This is a genomic window from Peribacillus sp. NPDC055009 (genome assembly GCF_053608705.1).
Map to the genome: position 1 here is coordinate 39519 of NZ_JBSGVZ010000026.1, position 21588 is coordinate 61106.

The window sequence follows — 21588 nt, forward strand, 5'->3', positions numbered from 1 at the left end:
GAATGGTTCACCTTTTCGTATTGGTTCAGCTGAGCATGCCAGCATGACAAAAAACCACCATAAGCGGTGGCTTTACTTCCAATATGTTAGTATGTAGGAATCGACTATCTTATGTAAGTTATCTTATTTCAGAAAAATATATTCCGAAAATGACATGATTTTTCTATTTTCATTTATATGTTTGAGAACCAAGCTTCACGGAAATGGCTTTGGCAGCTTTCGTTACCTTGTCAATCAATTCAGGCAAGCGATCTTCCTGAAATCTTGCTTCAATCCCAGCGACACTAATACCAGCTACTATTTCACCTTTACCATTGAGTATCGGTGCACTCACTGCTTTTGTATAATCCTCAAGTTCTGATGAAGTTATCGTGTAACCATTCATTCTCGCTTCATCCAAAGCGTGACGGAGTTCAGTTTTATCCGTTATCGTTCCAATGGCGATTGGTTTTAATTGAATGCTTCCCAAATAATTTTCACGCTCTTTTTCTGGCAAATACGCTAAGATGATTCGAGAATCCCCAGCATACAATGGCGAACGCCTTCCAATGGATGTATAAAGTCGAACAGGATGCAGGGTGTCCACCTTTTCAATATACATCGCTTCATCCTTATCCCTCACAATTAAATTCACTGCTTCTTCAACATCATCCCGAAGTTCTTTCATGATCGGATAGGCGATTGACCTGATATCCAAACGCTCCCCTACCAGTTGACCAAACTGCAGGAATATCAGTCCAAGTGAATAGTGGCCATCTTCGTCCTTTGTTAAAAACCCCATTTCTTCCAATGATCCCACCATACGGTGTAACGACGTTTTCGGCAAATTGGAAAGTTCCATCATTTCATTAAAGGTCAGTTTTGGATGATTTATGAAAAGGGTCAGGATTTGCATGGATTTCACGACCGTTTTGTTATGTGCCTGCATACATTGTCTCCTTTCATGATACATGTTTTCCTTAACTATCATTCTATTATAAAACATGGAAGAAAGGATGTAATGAAAATAACCGTATTCATTGTTTTTCCGTGAATGCTCTGAGTTTATTCTCATTTGATTTTCCGGCATTATTTACAATTTGATCGAATCATTTTATCATCCCGCATGCCCATGGAACGAGTAATAATGGGAAATGCTGATGCGTTTAGCGGATTAAGTTACTTGATCATTACTAAAACCCATTCACTACAAAGGCATACTCAAAATTACTTTTGTCCCTTTCCCTTCACGAGAAAGAAGGATAAGGTTTCCGCCGTAAACTCTGGCTCTCTCCTCCATACTGAATAAGCCTACTCCACGGGTAACTTTTTCTATATCAAAGCCCTTTCCTTTATCTTCTATTTCTACACGAACTTCTTCCTCTATTTCCTGGATCATCACTGTAGCTTCTTCGGTTTCAGCATACTTCCTAATATTTGTTAATGCCTCTTGAATAATACGGTAAATGGTAATTTCTTTGTTTGCATTCAAACGGCAATTCAAATAGCATTCAAAATGGACCTTGATATGATGATGCTCTAAAAATTGCGCCACTAAAGAGCGTATGGCAGGAAACAGTCCAAGATCATCAAGTACTGATGGCCTTAATTCCCAGGATAGATGCCGGAGTGATTCGATAATTTCGGTCGCTTCATCTTGCATCTGATCTAACAAGGGATGATCCATTTCTGTCTGCAGTCTGTTAATCGTTATGAGGTGGCTGTATAAGTTTTGTCCGATATCATCATGAAGCTCTCGGGAAATGCGTTTTCTTTCTTCTTCCTGCACATCAATGATTTTCCCGGTCATTTTCTGAATCTCTTCTTCCGCAAGCTTACGCTGGGTCACTTCATAACGAATCGCTAAATATTGGTAAGGTTTCTGGAACTCATCAAGAAATGGAACGATTGTCGTATCCACCCAATAATAAGTATTATCCTTGGCCTTATTTTTAATCTCGCCTTTCCATACTTCCCCTGATGATATTGTTTTCCAAAGATTGTTGAAAAACTCTTTCGAATGAAATCCCGAGTTAATAATTCGATGATCCTGTCCGATCAGCTCTTCTTTTGAAAACTTTGAAATCCTGCAAAATTGATCATTGACATATTTGATCGTCCCGCTTTGATCTGTTATTGCTACAATCGAGGAAGCATCCAAAGCAAATTGGAAATCGGCCATTTTATTTACGAATTTCCCCAATTCCTCTAAAACTCGTTTATATTCGGTAATTTCCTTCCGAATTGCCAGGTATTTATAAGGGTTCCCTTTTTCATTTAAGAAAGGGACAATTGTGGTATCGACCCAATAATAAGTTCCATCCTTCGCTTTGTTCTTGATATCACCCCGCCAAACACTTCCTGATGAAATTGTTCTCCAAAGCTCTTGCATAAATTCCTTTGAATGATAACCTGAATTGATAATTCGGTGGTCCTTCCCGATAAGCTCAGTTGCTGAATATTTGGATACCTCACAAAATTTCTTATTAAAGTTTATTATCTTGCCCTTTTCATCCGTAAATGCAACAATCGTTGATTCATCAAGTGCGTAAATTAAATCAACCAGTTCATTGATCGGATAGGATTGCTGCTGGTTAATCCGTGATTGGTCTTTCACTTTATGGACTACAATTAAGTAATAAAGCTCTTTCGCAAGCTGAAAGGAGTTCACCCTGAAAAAAAGCGAAAAAGCATGACCATCCCGGTGGATCCCCAACTGGTGGATAATCTCCCCTTCCCCACTGTGTTGCAGGTTTGCCCCTGGTATAAGTTTTAGAAGCTTTATCCCGTTCAATTCATGATGTTCATAACCAAAGTTTTCATATACCTGTTGATTCGCAAAAGAGATGACTCCAGATTCATTGACAAGGATTGTCGCATCGCTAGATCCAGGTGTAACCCCTTTTTCCATTTCCAAATGTTTATTCAAGTCCATACATAATCCTCCTTGTTGCCATTAAATTGAGCTGTTCAATTCCTTTTCCAGTTTTTTCGCTGCATCAAGGATCTTATGCTGGTCGCTTTCAGAAATAGGCTGAGCTGTTCGTTTACCTACTAATAATACCCCTTTGGGAACACCTTTAAATTGAATCGGAACTGCGAAGGCGCAACTGAGATTTTCCGCAAGCATGATGGGATAATCTAAAGCTTTGCCATGGATATTATTGGGGAAACCTTCAATTTTCATCGGCGCCCCCGTTGATATGACCCTACCTGCTATTCCTTTTCCATATCGAACAGTTATCCTTTTGTACTTATCATTTCTGTTTCCGGCGGCATAATGCCAGCATATGTCAGGACCTTTTCTGTTTTGTAAGGCAAGGCCTACAAAATCACCGTTCATTTCTTCTAATACATGTTCACACGCTTTTTTAAATGGTTGATCCTCTTTCGATTTACTGTCCAAGTTAAATTCCATACCCTAATAACCCCTTTTTTAAAGCGAATGCAACAAGTTCATGCCTTGTTTTCATCTTGAGCTTTTCCATTAGGTTTCCTTTATGGCTTTCAACCGTTTTCACGCTTATGACAAGCTGTCCGGCAATTTCTTTATTGGAAAACCCTTTCGCAATCAATGTAAGCACCTCTTTTTCACGGTCAGACAACAGATTGATAGAATCAGCGGTTCCCTGCTTCACACTGCCTAAATATTCTTCCATTACCCTTTTTGTTGCAGATGGATGAAGGTAAGCATTTCCGTTTGATAAAGATCGGATGGCTACCAATAGTTCTTCATGGGGTGCACTTTTTAAAATACAGCCTGAAGCCCCGGCTTGAATGGTTCTGAACAAATATTCATCATCATCATGCATGGTTAGTATTAATATGGCTACCTCAGGCATTAGTTTTTTCAGTTCGGAAGTAGCCGATAAGCCATCTTTTCCATGAGGCATGCTTAAATCCATGACTACCACATTAGGTTGAAGCTCTAATGCTCGCTGAATTCCTTCGTTCCCATCTGAAGCTTCCCCTATGACTTCCATATCAGCATGATTGTTTAATAGCATCTTTAAGCCCATTCTTACAACGGCGTGATCATCGCAAAGCAAAATTTTTATCAAAGCAGCTCCCCCTAACTTTGTTCGTGTTTGTATCGTTATATGAAACAACAAGGGGGATTGCACAATTCGCAAACCCCTTGTTTAGCATTTTAATATAATGGCAGAGAAATCTCTATAGAAGTCCCATCATCTATTTTTGAAAAAATGGTACAGTTCCCGCCAATCAAATGCATTCTTTCACACATGGCAGCAAGCCCGCTCAGCTTATTCATGGCGGCTTCAACCTCAAACCCTTTCCCTGAATCTTTTATTATAATCAATAACATGCTTTTTTCCCATTTGAATATTATACTTGCTTTTGTTGTATCAGCATACCTTGCTATATTCACCAATGCTTCTTGGCAGACCCTGAAAAGTGTAATGCTATCTCTATCAGAGATTTGCGATTCAATTCCCAGATTCTCCATCTCAACCTCAATTCCATAGGTTGATGTGTATATTTTTATGTAGCTTTTAATAGCTGAAATAAGCCCAAAAGTCGTAAGGGTAGGAGGATGCAATTCTACAGCCAAAAGCCTGATTTCCTGAATTGCCTTCTCCAATAGCTGTTTCATATCACCTGCATAGATTTTCATGGCAGGCTGTTCGATTGCCGTTTCAATGAGCTGCATTCCGGAAAAGAGACTGGAAAGGGACTGCCCCACACCTTCATGAAGCTCCATCGCAATTCTTTTAATCTCTTCTTCATGTGTTTGTATGATATAAGAACTGATGTTGTTTTTTAGTGGCTGAGTATTCATTCCCACCCTCCTTTTTCAATTGTCGCTGATTATTGGCCATTCAAAATACGACATGCTCCCACAATTACACTTTCGGCAGAGTGGTGAGAACACTGACGTATACCTTCTTTCCCACCTGAAACCTAGCATTTGAACTTGTAGTTCTTGAAAACTCCAATTCAGCCTTCAAATCCAATAATTTCATGTACGCAGTTCATTTTATGCTTTCTTCACTCTATGACTTGAAATGTCACTAAACATACCTGCATATTGAACGACATCCCCCGCATCATTCTTTATCGAACTTATGGTCAGCCATTGCAGATATTGCTGCCCATCCTTTCGGCTATTCCAGATTTCACCCTGCCAAAATCCATTTATCTCAATGGATTTCCACAAATCCTCATAAAAAGTTCGAGACTGTTTACCCGATTTAAGTATACTAGGGTTCTTACCAATTACTTCATTTTCCTGATAACCCGTAATACTGCAAAACGACGGGTTTACTGAAATGATCTTACCGGTGGTATCGGTAATTAGAATCCCTTCTATTGTATGATCGATCACTTCTTTGGCAAGCCCCATTTTGCCTTGGAAATACATCCAAACAACTAAAATCAAACTTGCAAGGGCAACTTCTGACAACGCCATGAACCCGATTGCATAATGTCCTGTGATATTGAATAACAAGGATAAAATTAATGGCGGAAAAAACCCTCCCAAACCGCCCATAGCGGAAACGATACCATTCACAATACCAGCCTGCTTTTGGAAATACATCGGCACCAGTTTAAAAATAACACCATTACCCATTCCAGCACATAGGGCAATACTCAAGCAGCCAATAGTGTACCAGCCAATTGATGGAGCAAAGGATAGGATCATCGCTGAAACTGTATACACTCCAAAAACGAACATGAGCAGAATGAGAGAATGAAAACGATCTGCAAGCCATCCGCCAATTGGTCTCATAAGGGTAGCAAGAACAATAAAGCCCGCTGTCCTTAAACCGGCATCAACCTTATCCAATCCAAAGTTAGCTACAAGAAAATTTGGCAGATAGATAGTAAATGCAACAAAAGAACCGAATGTTATAAAGTAAAATAAACTTAGCAGCCATAGTTTTTCATTTTTGTAGACACTCTTCACTTGCTCTAAAAGCGGTGTTTTTACTTTCAGCTCTTTTTTATCCCCTAACAGAAAGTTACCTGCAATAAAGACCGCCAAAATCACAAGGTAAAGCTGTACAGTTGTTGACCAGCCAAAATTCTCAGCTACAACGGGTGCTGCAAAAGCCGATACTGCCGTACCAAGGTTTCCAGCACCGTAAATTCCGTTTATAAAGCCATGACGTTCCTTTGGATAATACTTAGGTAAAGAGGTTACTCCAACAGAGAATACGGCTCCTCCAATACCAAGGAAAAGTCCTCCAATCAACAAATCGACAAGGGAATCGGCAATGCTGATATAATAAACAGGAAACAATAGTAACATAAAGCTAATCAGGAAAATTTTCCTGGCTCCGAACTGATTGGCGTAAAAGCCAAGGGGGATACGAAGTACAGATCCCAAAATAACCGGAACGGCTGTCACCAGGGCAAGCTGACTTTCCGGTATAGCAATATCTTCTTTAATAAAGGGCATCAGTGAAGAAATTAATACCCATACCATAAATCCTACTACTAAGTTTAAAGTCTGTAATGGAAGCTGTATTTTCTTAATCATTCTGATCACTCTCTCTTCTAATTACATATTGTAAACCCGTGTTTGTGTCAAAGGCTGACCACTCATTTTTGTTTCGAGCCATATTGCATGTCAAGGGAACAGCGAAAAAATTCAGATGATCAAAATAAATGCGTAGATGGGTCATGTCAGGACAAATCTCCACCTTATCTATCGTTTTAGTAACAAAAGGCGCTTTATCCTGCCCATCATCAACCAAGATTGCCACTCTGGCTTTTTCCGAGACTAATGATTGTAAACCTTCCAAATTAATGTGTTCCACATGTATTGCACCCTCTCTTCGCACTGTATACATTTATTTGATAACCTTGTAAGTATTTCCAGAATCTATCATCTGCATGATTCTCGATAAATTCAATTGTTTCTTCTTCAGATTCCCATCCACTCATTCCCTTTACTTCTGCAACAACAATATCTATCCCGTTCAATGACTTTTCATCCAAATACCAGTTAAGGCGGGAGCCATTAAAAAGGTCTGAAAGCAGCTTATTGATTTCAGAAGCAAAGTTTACGGATGCTACTTTCACAAAACAAAAATCAATGTAAGTTTCGCTGTTCATTCGATTCACGCCTTTTCGTATTTGGTTTTTTTATATGTAAAAAACGCTAAGGGAAACATAACAATGTTCAAGCCACCAAATATTAGTACATTTATATAATTTTCATAATAAAATTGGTGAACCATAAATTGGGTAAATACAATATTCATCATCAAGAAAGCACAAAGCAACGCGACACCGATGTACTTAAACTTCATAACGCTTCACCCTTACAGCGTATACTGCGCCATTTTCAACTTTCACTTGAATTTCAGGCAGGGGCCTCCTTGGCGGTCCGGCAGTTGGAGCACCTGTTTCAACATCAAATTTCCCGTGATGGCAGGGACAGATCATTTCACCTTCTTCTTTCACCCAAAATACCGGGCAACGAAGATGTGTGCATGCATTTTGGTATGCTACGTATTTCGTTTCAGACAATCTGATCAAAATGGCATCATCATGATCCCCTGGAAATTTAAACTCCACTGCGTCACCAATTGCAATTCCGCTTACATCGGTTATTTTTTTGTGAGGATACTCCTTTTCCCCAAGACCCATCAATTCTTTAGCCGCAATCGCTCCCCAAGGAAGGGAGGAAATCGCGAATACTCCTGCAGCTCCCACTAGTGTTTTCATGAACCCTCGTCTGTCGAGCTTTCTTTCATTATCCCGTTCAATATTATGGGTGTAATTATCTTCATTAAAGGGGATTTTATTATTTTTATCCGACGGCATATAAATCCCTCCTAAAATAGCTTTTCAATTCCTTGTAAAATACCAGGCAAATTTACCTTAACGTTCGTTTCACTTTCAAGATAAGGCAGGCTAGTCACCCATTTTCCATTATCTAGATTAAATTGTTTTTTTCTATTTCCAATTTCCTCATCGGTGAGCCACTGAAGTGTATTGGATGGACAAACACTTGCACACATTGGTGGGATACCGTTTTTTGTCCGGTCAATACATAAATCGCATTTGTACATTAAGTTTTGCTCAGTGTCAAATTTTGGTATGCCATATGGACAAGCAATCGTACAGTTTTGGCAGCCAATACATTTTTCAACTAGAGCTGATAAGACGGCCCCTGTCTCATGTATTTGGATTGCCTGGGCAGGACAGCTTCTTGCACAGGCCGGATTCACACAATGGAGGCACATAAGAGGCATCGTCTGCCGATTGACCAGAGGGTTTACATCATAAACGTAGTTCCTGTTCCGCTCTTCATGCCCTCCGCATTGTGTACAAGCAGCAAGGCATGACCGGCATCCTATGCAGTTTTCAAGTTCTAAATAGAGCCTCTTTTTCATTTATTGCACCTTCTTTATTTCGACTTTTTCCAATTGAGCCGCACAGACCTTAAACTCCGGCATACGGGACATTGGGTCAAGCGCTGCAATAGTTAATAGGTTGATAGATTGTTCGTGCCCAAAGTGGTATGGAACAAATACAGTGTCCTCACGAATTGCTTCTGTAATTTTCACTTTATAGATTGCCTCGCCTCTCCGGGTGTACAGGCGGACCTTTTCCTCATGGTCCATATTGTATTTTTTTGCTGTTTCCGGATGTACTTCGACGTATGGCTCCGGGCACATATCACGCAGGAACTGGATTCTTCTCGTCTGGTTTCCAGATAAGTAGTGGTAAACGACACGCCCGGTTGTTAAACGAAGTGGATATTTTTCATCTGGCTCCTCAGCAGGGGGTCGGTAAGGAAGCGCACAAATTTTCGCTTTGCCGTCTGCGTGATAGAATTTCTTATCCAGGAACATATGCGGCGTTCCCATATCATTTTCATCCTTACAAGGCCAAAATACTCCGTCCTGTTTGTCGATTTTATCCCATGTAGCACCATAATAATCGGCATATCCTCCTTTACTAGCCAGTCTGAATTCATCAGCTATATCTTTTGCTGTTTTCAAATGGGAAAAGTATTTTCCTCTTCCAAGACGTTCTGCAAGTTCTACTTGTATTTGCCAATCGGGCTTAGATTCACCGATTGGTTCTTGTGCCTTATTTATCTTAATAATTCTTCCTTCAAGGTTTGTTACTGTTCCTTCATCTTCTGACCACGTTACAGATGGCAGGATCACATCCGCAAACTCTGCTGATTCAGAAAGATAAAAATCCGAACACAACATAAAATCAAGATTTTTCATCGCACTTCTGACGAAATTCAGATTCGGCGCAGATACTGCAGGATTAGAACATAGCAGATACAATCCGCGAATCGTTTTTTGTTCCATCAATTCAAACATTTCATATGCAGAAACACCTGGCAGGGGCATTTCTTCCGGAGTGATTTTCCATACTTTACAAACTTCTGCTACATGTTCAGGGTTTGTAATTTTACGGTATCCTGGCAATAAATCTGCTTTCTGGCCATGCTCCCGTCCCCCTTGTCCGTTTCCTTGACCAGTGAATGTTGCTACACCAGACTTGGGCCGTCCGATTTTACCTGTTACAAGCGCCAAGTTTGTATATCCAGATACATTGTCAACACCCTTATGCTGCTGTTCGATTCCACGGGCAAACATGACAACTGCATTTGGTGATTTCCCATAAATTTCTGCTGCACGAATGATTTTTTTCGGTGCCACACCTGTAAGCTCACTCGTATATTCCGGTGTAAATTCTTTTACAAGCTCTTTTGTTTCTTCAAACCCGTTCGTATGATTATTAATGAAATCTTCTTCAGCATAACCATTTTGAATTAATAGATTTAAGATTCCATTGGCAAGGGCAAGATCCGTTCCCGGTTTCAAGTCAAGATGAACATCTGCTCTTCTTGCAATAGGAGTTTCACGGGGATCTGCCACGATAATGTATCCTCCTCTTTCTTGTACGTTCCAAACACGGAACATAGAAGTTGGATGGCATTCTGCTGTATTGCTTCCTGCTATAAATAAGCAATCTGTTTCATGAATATCAGTCCAAGGTAATGTTGAACCTCTATCAACTCCAAAAGAACGAAGGAACCCCCCGGCTGCACTTGACATGCAAAATCGCCCATTATAATCAATGTAGCGAGTTCCAAGAGCCACACGTGCAAATTTCCCTGTTAAATAGCATTTTTCATTTGTCATTGAAACCCCGCTGAAAACGGATAATGAATCTTTTCCATATTTAGCTTGAAGTTCCCTGAACTTATTTGCGATTAAATCATACGCTTCATTCCAGCTTGCTTCACGGAAGCCTTCCTTTGTTCCCTTTAGTGAAGCATCATCACGAATAAGCGGTTTTAAAATACGATCATCATGATTCGTCTGCTGGTAAGCTGTAACCCCTTTTGGACACATTTTCCCAACGGTTACGGGCCAATCATAACGGGGTTCAACCCCAATGATTTTATTCGTCGCTACATTTACCCTTAAATTCATTCCGCATTGCATTCCGCAATAAGCACAATGGGTTTTGACCAATGTTTCATTCGGGTGTATCACATTACTTTCTGTTTTAAAAAACTTATCCTTTTGCATCCTGGTTTGCCTCCTTAACTTTTACTTCGTGGATGGGGAACCCGGAAAATTGGGCAATCCTGTATTTTCTTCGACAAGGTAGGCACATTTCAGCGAGATGGTGGCCTTCTTTCGCTTGGAATTCTATATCATTCCTGCCGAGAACCTCTATGACATCTTTTGATTGTTCTGTTGAAACAAACTCATTACCGCATACTTTGCATCCTTTCATGGATTGTTCCGCATAATGCTCTCTGTAGTTTCTTGCGAATACACTCATTGGGCGGAAAGGTATGTGCGCAAGTTTTCCGAACGGAAGATAAATCAATGTAATGATGACTGACCATTGGTGTATAAGGGACATGGCTGGCTGTCCTGCACCATGCATAAAAATGTTCATGAAGGTTAGTCCCAGTCCTGTAACACTGACCAATAACAGCATGAATAATGGAAGGAAGTCATACATGAATTGTTGTTCTGCCCTTGCCTGCATATTTTTCAAACGGCGATAAAGGGCCATGCATACACCGGAAATGACCATCACTGCCGTAATGTTCAGTGCGTTATAGGATAACGTCGCAATAAGCCCATCAGCTGGCACTGTCATTACCTGGATCCCCATTGCGATGATGTTGTAGTAACCGTTGTCGTCCATTGTGAAGTACATCCATCCAAATACTAGAGGAAAGGTCACGAAGCAGGAAAGTATGCATCCCCAGCCCATTAAAACGTGCTGAGTCCATCGGTAAATTCCCCTGTTCCAAATGAAATTGTATGTTGCTAAATGTTCAACTGTTGTTTTGGGCGTTGATCTTCTTAAGAGAATTTTGATTCCTTTTTTTATAAAAACCTTTGTTGGCGGCCTTTCTCCCCATGCGATAAATCTGTAAAAGAAACCCCCAATAAAAATAAACGTCCCCACCATATAGCCATAAAGGTTTAAATCCACGTGTGTAAACATTCTCGTACCTATAAACGATAAGAATACAAGTCCGCAAACTGCTAGAAACATAGACTTGGCAAAATGTGATGCAAAAGCATCATTAATTGATTTGCCTGTTTTTTGATTTACGGCGACTTTTGCCTGCATTATTATTCCTCCTCATTACAAACAATTACCATACCCTTATTGTAAGATCTTGCCTGATCGTTCGATATCGGGGAACTTCCCCATCCTATTGGAAAAATCCCCTTAACTTTTGAAAAAAAAAAGCCTTTCTGATGTCAGAACGGCCCAGACTGCAGACAAACTCGATGAAAATCGAGTTTGTCTGCAGCTTTTTTTTGGCTTGTACAAATTTGGACGTTGATTGGAACGTAGGGCACTCGCTTTCCGCGGGCGGTCAGGGAGCTATTCCCGCAGGAGTCCCGCACCTTTCGTTCCAACAATGTTTAAAAATTTATATAGGACTCCTTTTGCCTACAGTCTTTTTTGTTTTAAGATTGATCTATTAAAACTTGAGATGATGAGGATGTTTTCGAAACATAATTCGATTCAGCGAGATGAACTTGAAATGATTGCTTTAGATCAACTGGTTCCGGCGAACCAGTTGGTTCGTAAAATTGAGGCTTCTATTTGACTTCACTTTCATTTATGACTTGGTGAAAGATGACTTCACCCCACTTCCGAATTGTAAGACGGGGTCTATAAAAAAAAGAAAGCACTCTTAAGAGTACTTTCTCATCGTTTGCGTTCTTTGCAGAAGAAACTATATATCCAGCCATTTGTTCAGGGCCAAGGATATCGAAACTTGCAATTCCTTCAATTGCCATTCTTTTTGAAGGAATTGCCGTTCAGCCTCCTTTAAGTTCACCCGTGAGAACTGAATGGATTCCCCTGGTTTAACCTGAGCGATACTTGGTAAATCCGCCGTAATCACCTGAGCTATCTTAGGATATCCCCCCGTTGTTTGGCTATCCGCAAGGAGAATGATCGGGTTTCCATCAGGAGGAACCTGAACGGACCCATTTGTGACCGCTTCAGATAATAACTCCCCATTATCCTTTAATTTCAGTGTAGGGCCTGAAAATCTATATCCCATGCGGTCGGATTGATTGGAAACTTTAAATAAACCCGCTACAAAACTATCTTTACTTGAATCTGTGAAATACTCATATTGGCTTCCATCGATGAAACGGATTAGAGGTTTTCCTCCTGGCATGAACTCCTGCTCATTGACAAACCACTTTGGGAAGGAAAATGGACCTTTGAACGCCCTATCACCAAGATTTTTCGAAGGTTCATTAAACTCCAAGACATCGTCAGCCTTTAATGCCCTCCCCATATAGCCGCCAATCTCAGCCCTTAGATATGTGCTTTTACTGGCCATAACTTCGGGAATAGCGAAGCCACCCGCTACTGTTAAGTAAGCCCTGCAACCTGATTTACACCCTTCAAACCGAAGCACCGATCCACTTTTCACAAGAATGGGCCTCCACATCGGTACAGCATGATTATCGATTGTTGGTGATAAGTTTCCACCCGTTATCGAAATCAGGCAATTTTTCTCGAATTTAATGGTCGGCCCCATTAATGTAATTTCCAAGGCCGCTTCTCCTTCTTCATTGCCAACCAGCATATTTGCAATTCGTAACGAATGTGCATCCATCGCCCCGCTTACAATCACCCCATGTTGCTGGAATCCTTTTCTTCCAAGGTCCTGTATACTAGTCAATAATCCCGGTTTGATTACGCGCAGGCTCACTGTATCTCCTCCTTAAGGATCATTTCTTTATATTCTTGATCCGAAATCGGATGGAACTTCACGATGTCTCCTGCTTGTAATAGACTTGGAGGATTTACATTCGGTAAAAACATTTTGGTTGGCGTCTGTCCGATCAATTGCCATCCACCAGGTGTTGATATAGGATATACACCCGTTTGCATACCGGCGATTCCTACTGCCCCTACTGGAATGGTCATACGGGGAGAGGAACGCCTAGGTGTCGCGATCTTCTCTGACAGTCCGCCAAGAAACGGGAAACCTGGTGCGAACCCAATCATATAGGCCAAATACTCCCCAGTTGAATGAATATGAATGACTTCATCAGTAGTCAAATCATTATAACGGGCAACATATTCCAAATCCGGTCCATATTCCTTCCCATAGCACACAGGAATGGAAACTGTTCGATGTGAGAGTTTCCTATCTTCTTTTAAATCCTGTAATTTCATTTCCAAGATGGAACGGACCACTTCATAGGGAGATATGGTTTCAGTATCATTGCTTTGTTTTCGCTCCTTATAAATAACCAATGGATCATAAAAAACCGTCAAATTAGTATAGGCCGGTACACATTCTATAAACCCTGCAAAAGGTTCATCCTCCAGCAAATCCTTAAACAATTTTATTTTTTTGTGAACGCTGTATTCCATTCCATTCCCGAATGTTATCACGATTGCGGAATCGCCCAATGGAGAAAGTGTACATGCAGTTTTTTTCAAAAGCTTTTCCGGCATAGGAATCATCTCTTTCTGTTCGTTATAAAACTCCTAATTTTTCATCACGAATGTCCGTTATGAACATATGTCCAGGTGCATGCGTGATCATGATCTCCGGTTTAGTCTCCATAGCAATGGATTGAGGAGTTACACCACATGCCCAAAAGACCGGGACTTCCCCTTCACGAATCGTTACTGGATCACCAAAATCCGGATGCTGAATGCTGGAAACACCGATCGCCTCAGGGTCACCAATATGGATTGGAGCCCCATGAACTGCAGGAAACCGCGATGTCACTTGAGCTGCCCTCACCACATCCTTTTGTGGAATCGGCCTCATACTAGCCACCATTTTCCCATGAAAAATCCCTGCTTCGATACACGGGATATTGGTTTTATACATTGGTACATTACATCCCTCTTCAATATGACGAATCGATATATCATTATTCAAAAGGGCGTGCTCGAAAGTAAAGCTGCACCCGATTAAAAATCCAACCATATCGTCTTCCCAGTAGTTTGATATATCCGTTACTTCTTCCACTAATTCTCCATATTTATATACCCTATATTTAGGAATATCGGTGCGTATATCCCCAGAATTTGCTGCAAATGCAGGAATGGGTGAACCAATTTCCGTAACGTCCAGCAATGGACAGGATTTAGGGTTACGCTGACAGAATAATAAAAAATCAAAAGCATGCTCTTTTTTTAAGATGGCTAAGTTCGCTTGTGCATAACCGTTAGCCATGCCAGCTGTCGGTTTTATCAATTCGTTGTTTCGAATCATTGAACGCAACTCAGCCGGGGTAGCTTGAGAAAGGTCGATCATTAGTATTCATCTCCTATTACGAAGTGGCAGAAAGTGACAAACTGGCACGCCACTTCCACCTTTATTTATTGGATTTTCATTCATTAATCATTAAAAAAGTGCCGGCAGTTGTTTCATTAATGTATATACGCCCATTAACGCCATGATGACAACCACGAATACACCGGAAATCGTTAACCATAAAGGATGCTTATAATCACCCACGATGTTTTTCTTATATGCGGCAATTAGCAATGTTCCAAGAGCAATTGGTAAGATGAGTCCATTAATTGCCCCAACTACAAGCAGTACTTTAACCGGTTGACCAATTAATAGAAAGCAAATGGTCGATACGGCTATAAAGCCAATGATTATCCAGTTTGCCTTATTATTTATCTTTTCGCTGAAAGTTCTGATAAATGAAACCGAAGTATATGCCGCTCCAACAACTGACGTGATCGCTGCAGCCCACATGACGACACCAAAGATTTTATATCCTATATCACCGGCAGCGAGCTGAAAAACGGATGCTGCAGGGTTATCCGGATTAATTTGTAAACCTTTCGATACAACACCAAGTACTGCTAAAAATAACGCAACACGCATGACTGTCGTGATCAATATCCCCATTACAGAGCTCTTCGTGACCTGAGGTAATGAGTCAACGCCCTTCACGCCTGCATCCAATAGACGATGGCCTCCCGCAAAAGTAATGTAGCCTCCTACAGATCCACCCACTAATGTAACGATTGCGATAATATCGATTTTATCAGGTGCAAAGGTCCTCACTACTGCTTCCCCGACTGGAGGAGAGGTTGTCCAAGCGACATAAATCATCAAACAAATCATGAAAAATCCGGCAATTTGCGTAAAACGGTCCATGGCTTTCCCTGCTTCTTTCACTACAAAAATCAGTACGGCGATGACTGCGCTTATTGCCGCACCGGCTGTTGGGGATATTCCCGTCATTGCATTAAGACCTAATCCAGCTCCTGCTATATTTCCAATATTAAAAGCCAGCCCCCCCATAACGATCAGAGCTGCCAGTACATAACCCAGCCCAGGAAGGACCATGTTTGCAATTTCCTGACCGCGTTTTTCGGATACAGCAATAATGCGCCATACATTTGTTTGGGCAAATATATCAAGAATGACCGAAATAAGAATAACGAATCCGAAACTTGCCGCAAGACTTTGGGTATAAACGGTTGTTTGCATTAAAAAACCAGGCCCTATTGCCGATGTTGCCATTAGGAATGCCGCACCTAACAATAAAGTGCGGTTCGTTTTTGGCTTAGTCGGATTCATTTTCTGTGCTGTTGTATTTTTGATTGGCTCCAATGGAATCTGCCTCCTGATTGTTTATTTTCTTCAAGAAAAGGACTTGACTGTTATTTCAGATAATTTCAAAGATTCCTTAACATGCCGAGCAAAGGATAAAGCATGTGCCCCGTCCCCGTGAATACAAATGGTATCTGCTTTTAAAGCCACATCCGAGCCTTGCTGAGACAGGACCTTACCTTCCTTCACCATGCGAATGACCTGGGCAACGGCATCATCATCGTTTTCGATCAATGCGTCCTTTTCCAATCGGGAAGTCAATGAACCATCATGTTGGTAGGTACGGTCGGCAAATACTTCACTCCCTGTTTGCAATCCGATAGCCTGTCCGGCACGTATCAATTCACTGCCCGACAAACCAAATAGGATAAGCTCAGGATTCACTTTATATACCGCTTCGGCAATTGCCACGGATAACTCTTTGTTCTTTGCGGCCATATTGTATAAAGCCCCATGCGGTTTCACATGCTGCATACTTCCGCCTTCGGATTGCAGAAAGCCATTCAATGCACCAATTTGATAGACGACAATATCATAAGCCTCCTGTGGTGAAATATTTATATTGCGTCTGCCAAATCCTATTAAATCCTGTAAACCTGGGTGGGCTCCGATTTTGACATCTTTCCCTAAAGCAAGCTGGACCGTTTTTCTCATGACTGTCGGATCACCAGCGTGGAATCCACAAGCTATATTGACAGATGTTACATAGTCCAAAATTTCTTGATCATTACCAATCCGGTAGGCTCCAAAACTTTCTCCTAAATCACAATTCAAATCAACCGTGTTCATACTACCCTCTCCTTTACTAACGGAAATTTCAGTAAAAAAAATTATGTAATTACTCTTTCAATCACTCAAATGCATCAGTTCCGAAATTCGGAATTACAGTTTCGTATTTCGGAATATTCTCATTCTAGCATATTTTAATTATTCCGACAATACCTTGTTAGATAACCTAACATTATAGTTGGATATAATTAATAATAATAAAAAGCCGTTGTTTCCTTTGAAAGGAAGCAACGGCCATGATTACAGCACTAAAATTAGGAGTATATTATGACAATGAATTTTTAAATCGATTAATAGAAAACAATGAAATATCTTCCTTGCTCGTACCGGAGATAATCAAGTCGCTCAAAATTTCCCCCATGACACTGCTGAATTTAAAACCATGTCCTGAGAAACCTGCTGCTATGGCAATGTGTGGATAATAAGGATGTTTATCCACTATAAAATGCTCATCAGGGGTCATGGTGTAGATGCAAGTTTTCCCATATTTCAATTTTTGATCAGCAGGCATATATTTCCGCAAAAACTTCACCAAATCTCCCTCATCTTCATTCAATTCACCAAAACCTTCAATAAAGCCATCAGGATTTATACGGGTTCCCCCATCATGTCTCCCTACTTTCATTCCAGAACCATTTATACTAGGAAAGCCATAGTATGTACCAACTGAAGTATCAAAAGAAAAAGCCGGAAACTCATTATGATTATATAATCTTTCATTTGCATGAAACCATGCAAATGTTTTTCTGATTGGTTCCAGCGGTAAATTCAAATCTAACATCGCCAAGATTTTCGGTGCCCACGCCCCAACTGCAACCACTAAAGATTCTGAGTGGAATGTCTGTTCATCCGTTTTAATCGTGACCCCATCCCCATGAACAACTATCTTCTTAACTTCACTGTTTACCCTGATGTCGGCACCATGATATTTCGCAAGTTGTTGATACGCTCTTAAGCACTCTTCACTTTTCAATACGCCCGAAGTCGATTCATAGCATCCAATGTAGTCTTCCGGCAGAGTTATTCCAGGCCATCTATCATGAATTTCATGTGAATCCAAGATTTTCATAGGTAACCCATATTCGTTTGAACCCGCTATCACTTGCTTAATGAAAGTGGAATTTTCGCTACCAGCATTCAGGACCCCCGTTGGAAGAAATAATTGTTTCCCCGAATTTCTTTCCAACTCACCCCATAGCTCTTGGGATTTAAGTGCCAAAGAAATATACTCCCTTCCTTCACCATAAGCATGTCTAATAATTCTTGTTTCCCCGTGATGGCTGCCTTTATTATGAGGAGGAGCAAAGGAATCCAATACTAATACTTTTTGTCCATTTTTTGATAGATAATAACCTGAAGACATTCCCATAGATCCAGCTCCAATTACAATTACATCATAATGCATCTTTCATCCCTCCTCCTTTAAATATGATCCTTCATTTTAAAAAAGGGAAGCCATTTTACCTTATTTAATAAAGTAAAACAGCTTCCACATAGTTTTAGAACTCTATTTCCCCGATTGCCGTTTCAACGAACTTCACTATTTCCCCTTCATGAATTTGCCTATATATCTCTTCAATGTCAGGATGGAAAAAGCGGTCTTCTTCAACCATCGGGACTTCGCTCCGAACTAAATGATATACCCCCTCCGTGACCGATGACGGTTTCAAGGGCAGATGAAAATCCATTGCTTGGGTTGCCGTCATCAGTTCGATTGCTAAAATATATTCAAGTTTCTTCGAAATCCGATAGGCTTTCTTCGCAGCGAAATAGGCAAAACTTATCACGTCTTCTTGATTTGCGCAGGTAGGGATATTATCTATTGTGGCTGGATGCGAGAGCACCCTGATTTCATTCAATAGCCCGGCGGCTGTATATTGCGGAATCATGTAGCCACTATTTAAACCTGGATTAACCACTAAGAAATTAGGTAATTCACTAAGTTGATGGTTTACAAGCCGATCTATTCTGCGTTCTGTTATTTTTGCTAGGTTTGCTAACGCGATGGAAATCGCATCCGTATAAATCCCAACAAATGAACCATCAAAATTCCCCGCCATCAGGGCAATTCCATCTTCCTCTTCCGGAAAAATCAGAGGATTGTCACTTACAGAGTTCATTTCATTCTCGATCGAAACAGCAGCGTCCTTCAAAACTTTTTTTATGGCTCCATGGACTTGTGGAATGCATCGTAAGCTAAGTGCATCTTGTAATCTATGTTCCTTGTAAGTTTCAATGATTTGGCTGCCTTCAAGAATCCTTGTAACATTCCTGGCTGTCTTAGCCTGTTCCTCATGTTTTTTCAATGCGTGGGGACGGGGATCAAATGCTTTTATTGTACCTTTTAGCACTTCTAAAGACATTGCTCCCGTAATGTCGGCGGTTTTCGCGGCTTGCATGCTATTGTATAAAGCCAGGACAGCAATCGCAGTAACGGAAGTAGTCCCGCTTGTAAGTGCCAATCCTTCTTTAGCACCCAATGTAACAGGTGCTAATCCAGCTTTCTCTAAAGCTTCCATGCCAGGTATGAGCTCACCTTTATACCATGCCTTCCCCTCACCAATCACCACTAAGGCCATGTGGGCTTCAGGAGAAAGATACCCCACTGACCCATCACCTGGAACATAGGGAAGTATATCGTGATTTAACATTGAAGCGATAAGGTTTAAAACTTGTAAACGGACCCCTGAATAACCTTGGCCTAAATTCACGAGGATCATCAATTGAATGGCTCTTACGACTTCTTTTTCAAGAGTTTCCCCAACAGATACGGCATGTGAACGAACAATATTCCGTTGAAGGGTTTCGGCGTCAAGTGGAGAAATAACCTCCGTCATATTACTGCCAAAACCTGTCGTTACACCGTAAATCAATCTATTATCATCTAAAAACTTGTCTATTAAGCTTCGTGATTTATCCACCCTTTCACGATATGCCTCAGTGAAAGTAACTTTTGCACCATATCTTGCAACCGCAATTACCTCTTGGATTGAGATGGCATCATCTCCTAGTACAACCTCTTTAATATCCATAGGATGTAAACAATCGGTAGTTGTCATCTTATACATCACCTCTCATATGACTCATCAAGAAGGAGAAAAAAGTTTTGTCCTTCTCATCATTTATTTGCTGGAAGCTAATCTTATGTTATTTTTTCATTTTCTGTAAAGGGAATTGCGGTTCCCTTCGGAGAACTCTCCGCTTCAAGCAAAGGGTCACTTGCTTCATGTAATGAGAGATTTTTCGTTTCAGGTGCCCAGGCGATCGATACGATCAAGCCGACCAGTAGGATGGCTGCCATTCCTGCCATTGAGGCACTTAATCCAAAAGAACTTAAAGAAACAGGCAGCAGAAATGTTCCAATTGCAGAACCAATCCGACTAATTGCCGTAACCATACCTATTCCCGAGCCACGGATCTCAGTTGGAAAAAGCTCTGCCGGGTATACTAATGTAAGGTTCGATGCCGCTGACATGAAAAAAGTAAAGATCAAGAAGGCTAACAACATTAAGAATTGAGAACCATTGTGCAAGAAGCTGAGTGAAAACAATGATACGGAAAGGATCGTGAAAGCCCCGATGGTAAATCCTCTGCGAGAAAATTTTGCAAGCAGCCAAAGACCAACAATTGCCCCAACAAGCAAGAATAGATTTAACATTGTATCCGCAAAAAAGTTCTGTTCAAAACCCATTGTACTAAGTATGGAAGGCAGGAAAGTGTAAATTGCAAAGTACGGAATAACAAGAGTCAATTTGAATATTCCACCAAAAGCCAAACGCTTACGAAGCCTTTTACTGAAAAGTCCACGAAACCCCAGAGTCTTTTGATTTTCTATGCCAGTCGTCGTTTCTCCCATTTCAACGTTCGATCCAAGGTGTTTTTTTACAATCTGGCGAGCTTCTTCGACACGCCCCATGCTTACAAGCCATCTTGGTGATTCAGGCGTTCCTATTCTTAAGATTAAAACCACAATAGCCGGAATGGCAGCGCTGACAAGCATCCAACGCCATGAGTCTGAACCAACCTGTCCCAGGTAATGACCAACAAAGTTTGATGCTACATATCCTAGCGTCCATACTACGTTTATAGACGCTAGGAGCGAGGAGCGATACTTTTTTGGTGAAAACTCGGCAAGCAAAGTCGTACCGACAGCGTAATCTCCTCCAAGTCCGAATCCAATCAGCAACCGTAAAATAAAAAGCTGTTCTGGGCTGCTAACAAAAAATTGTAAAATAGTAGCTACCGTGATAAGTAAAAAGTTTACGAGAAAGATTTTCTGTCTGCCAACACGGTCAGAAAGTCTTCCAAGTATTAAAGATCCCGCAAACAGACCGATTAAAGCAGAGCTGCCGATCAGCCCTGTCCACATTGAATTCATATTCATTTGAGGCCCGAATACTGTCAGGGCCATCGCAATGATCCCTAAAGAATAGCCATCACAAAAGCTGGAACCGAATGTAAGTCCTGCAATTCGAAAATGAAACCTATTAAATGGGGCATCGTCAATAGTGAATTTTTGTTCGTTCAAAGAATCCCCTCCATTTTTTGGTTTATAAGATATATAGAATCAAAAAAACACTCTTCCTGTAAAACTCCAGTAGTGACCCTGTCTTTGAATGGATCGATTAATCTTAATACTATAAAAAAATTCAGCGAAGAATATTATGAAATAATACTCTTTTTATAAACTATATCAAATAAATTCTACC

General features: G+C 40.8%; 20 protein-coding genes and 1 pseudogene. 1 reads left to right on the top strand and 20 read right to left on the bottom strand.

What is annotated here, in order from left to right:
* Window positions 1–169: 169 nt before the first annotated feature.
* From ACWF5P_RS24835 to ACWF5P_RS24890, 12 genes are all read right to left on the bottom strand, one after another.
* Complete coding sequence (locus tag ACWF5P_RS24835) at window positions 170–928, bottom strand: IclR family transcriptional regulator domain-containing protein (RefSeq protein WP_434169411.1); 759 nt, start codon at window positions 926–928, stop codon at window positions 170–172.
* A gap of 258 nt (window positions 929–1186) precedes the next feature.
* On the bottom strand, window positions 1187–2914 hold the full coding sequence (locus ACWF5P_RS24840; RefSeq protein WP_434169410.1) for a PAS domain-containing protein: 1728 nt from the start codon (window positions 2912–2914) through the stop codon (window positions 1187–1189).
* A gap of 21 nt (window positions 2915–2935) precedes the next feature.
* A complete protein-coding gene (locus ACWF5P_RS24845; protein ID WP_434169409.1) occupies window positions 2936–3397 on the bottom strand; it encodes a GAF domain-containing protein in 462 nt (153 codons plus the stop codon).
* Window positions 3387–4040, bottom strand: a complete 654-nt coding sequence (locus tag ACWF5P_RS24850; RefSeq protein ID WP_452445412.1) for a response regulator transcription factor — start codon at window positions 4038–4040, stop codon at window positions 3387–3389. The genes ACWF5P_RS24845 and ACWF5P_RS24850 overlap by 11 nt, the downstream gene beginning before the upstream one ends.
* An 89-nt stretch (window positions 4041–4129) precedes the next feature.
* Window positions 4130–4780 (bottom strand): histidine kinase, encoded by a 651-nt coding sequence (locus tag ACWF5P_RS24855; protein ID WP_434169407.1) that lies wholly within the window; start codon window positions 4778–4780, stop codon window positions 4130–4132.
* Between the two features lie 198 nt (window positions 4781–4978).
* Entirely contained in the window at window positions 4979–6484 is a 1506-nt protein-coding gene (locus tag ACWF5P_RS24860; protein ID WP_106026545.1) for a nitrate/nitrite transporter, read from the bottom strand.
* Window positions 6477–6764 (bottom strand): hypothetical protein, encoded by a 288-nt coding sequence (locus ACWF5P_RS24865; protein WP_452445413.1) that lies wholly within the window; start codon window positions 6762–6764, stop codon window positions 6477–6479. The genes ACWF5P_RS24860 and ACWF5P_RS24865 overlap by 8 nt, the downstream gene beginning before the upstream one ends.
* On the bottom strand, window positions 6751–7062 hold the full coding sequence (locus tag ACWF5P_RS24870; RefSeq protein WP_434169405.1) for a hypothetical protein: 312 nt from the start codon (window positions 7060–7062) through the stop codon (window positions 6751–6753). Before ACWF5P_RS24870 ends, ACWF5P_RS24865 begins: the two co-directional genes overlap by 14 nt.
* Window positions 7063–7248: 186 nt before the next feature.
* On the bottom strand, window positions 7249–7776 hold the full coding sequence (locus ACWF5P_RS24875) for a Rieske 2Fe-2S domain-containing protein (protein WP_434169404.1): 528 nt from the start codon (window positions 7774–7776) through the stop codon (window positions 7249–7251).
* An 11-nt stretch (window positions 7777–7787) separates the two neighbouring features.
* Entirely contained in the window at window positions 7788–8348 is a 561-nt protein-coding gene (locus ACWF5P_RS24880; RefSeq protein ID WP_096338634.1) for a 4Fe-4S dicluster domain-containing protein, read from the bottom strand.
* Window positions 8349–10517, bottom strand: a complete 2169-nt coding sequence (locus ACWF5P_RS24885) for a molybdopterin-dependent oxidoreductase (RefSeq protein ID WP_434169403.1) — start codon at window positions 10515–10517, stop codon at window positions 8349–8351.
* Window positions 10504–11586 carry a hypothetical protein gene (locus tag ACWF5P_RS24890; RefSeq protein WP_434169402.1) on the bottom strand — a complete coding sequence of 361 codons (1083 nt, stop codon included), beginning with the start codon at window positions 11584–11586 and terminating at the stop codon, window positions 10504–10506. The genes ACWF5P_RS24885 and ACWF5P_RS24890 overlap by 14 nt, the downstream gene beginning before the upstream one ends.
* A gap of 382 nt (window positions 11587–11968) precedes the next feature.
* Here ACWF5P_RS24890 and ACWF5P_RS24895 point away from each other — a divergent pair.
* Window positions 11969–12116: pseudogene (locus tag ACWF5P_RS24895) on the top strand (IS5/IS1182 family transposase); the annotation flags it as partial.
* 89 nt (window positions 12117–12205) lie between these two features.
* Here ACWF5P_RS24895 and ACWF5P_RS24900 read toward each other — a convergent pair.
* From ACWF5P_RS24900 to ACWF5P_RS24935, 8 genes are all read right to left on the bottom strand, one after another.
* The gene (locus ACWF5P_RS24900; RefSeq protein ID WP_452445414.1) at window positions 12206–13201 is read right to left on the bottom strand and encodes a 5-oxoprolinase subunit C family protein; all 996 of its coding nucleotides are present in this window, start codon (window positions 13199–13201) and stop codon (window positions 12206–12208) included.
* Window positions 13198–13956, bottom strand: a complete 759-nt coding sequence (pxpB, locus tag ACWF5P_RS24905; protein ID WP_402942336.1) for a 5-oxoprolinase subunit PxpB — start codon at window positions 13954–13956, stop codon at window positions 13198–13200. The genes ACWF5P_RS24900 and pxpB overlap by 4 nt, the downstream gene beginning before the upstream one ends.
* A gap of 22 nt (window positions 13957–13978) precedes the next feature.
* On the bottom strand, window positions 13979–14770 hold the full coding sequence (locus tag ACWF5P_RS24910) for a putative hydro-lyase (RefSeq protein ID WP_402942334.1): 792 nt from the start codon (window positions 14768–14770) through the stop codon (window positions 13979–13981).
* A gap of 90 nt (window positions 14771–14860) precedes the next feature.
* On the bottom strand, window positions 14861–16057 hold the full coding sequence (locus ACWF5P_RS24915) for an NRAMP family divalent metal transporter (protein ID WP_452445420.1): 1197 nt from the start codon (window positions 16055–16057) through the stop codon (window positions 14861–14863).
* A 63-nt stretch (window positions 16058–16120) separates the two neighbouring features.
* Complete coding sequence (gene pxpA, locus ACWF5P_RS24920) at window positions 16121–16879, bottom strand: 5-oxoprolinase subunit PxpA (RefSeq protein ID WP_452445415.1); 759 nt, start codon at window positions 16877–16879, stop codon at window positions 16121–16123.
* A gap of 265 nt (window positions 16880–17144) precedes the next feature.
* Complete coding sequence (gene solA, locus ACWF5P_RS24925) at window positions 17145–18284, bottom strand: N-methyl-L-tryptophan oxidase (RefSeq protein WP_452445416.1); 1140 nt, start codon at window positions 18282–18284, stop codon at window positions 17145–17147.
* A 94-nt stretch (window positions 18285–18378) separates the two neighbouring features.
* Entirely contained in the window at window positions 18379–19938 is a 1560-nt protein-coding gene (hutH, locus tag ACWF5P_RS24930; protein ID WP_452445417.1) for a histidine ammonia-lyase, read from the bottom strand.
* 83 nt (window positions 19939–20021) lie between these two features.
* The gene (locus ACWF5P_RS24935; protein ID WP_101221824.1) at window positions 20022–21407 is read right to left on the bottom strand and encodes an MFS transporter; all 1386 of its coding nucleotides are present in this window, start codon (window positions 21405–21407) and stop codon (window positions 20022–20024) included.
* Window positions 21408–21588 lie beyond the last annotated feature (181 nt).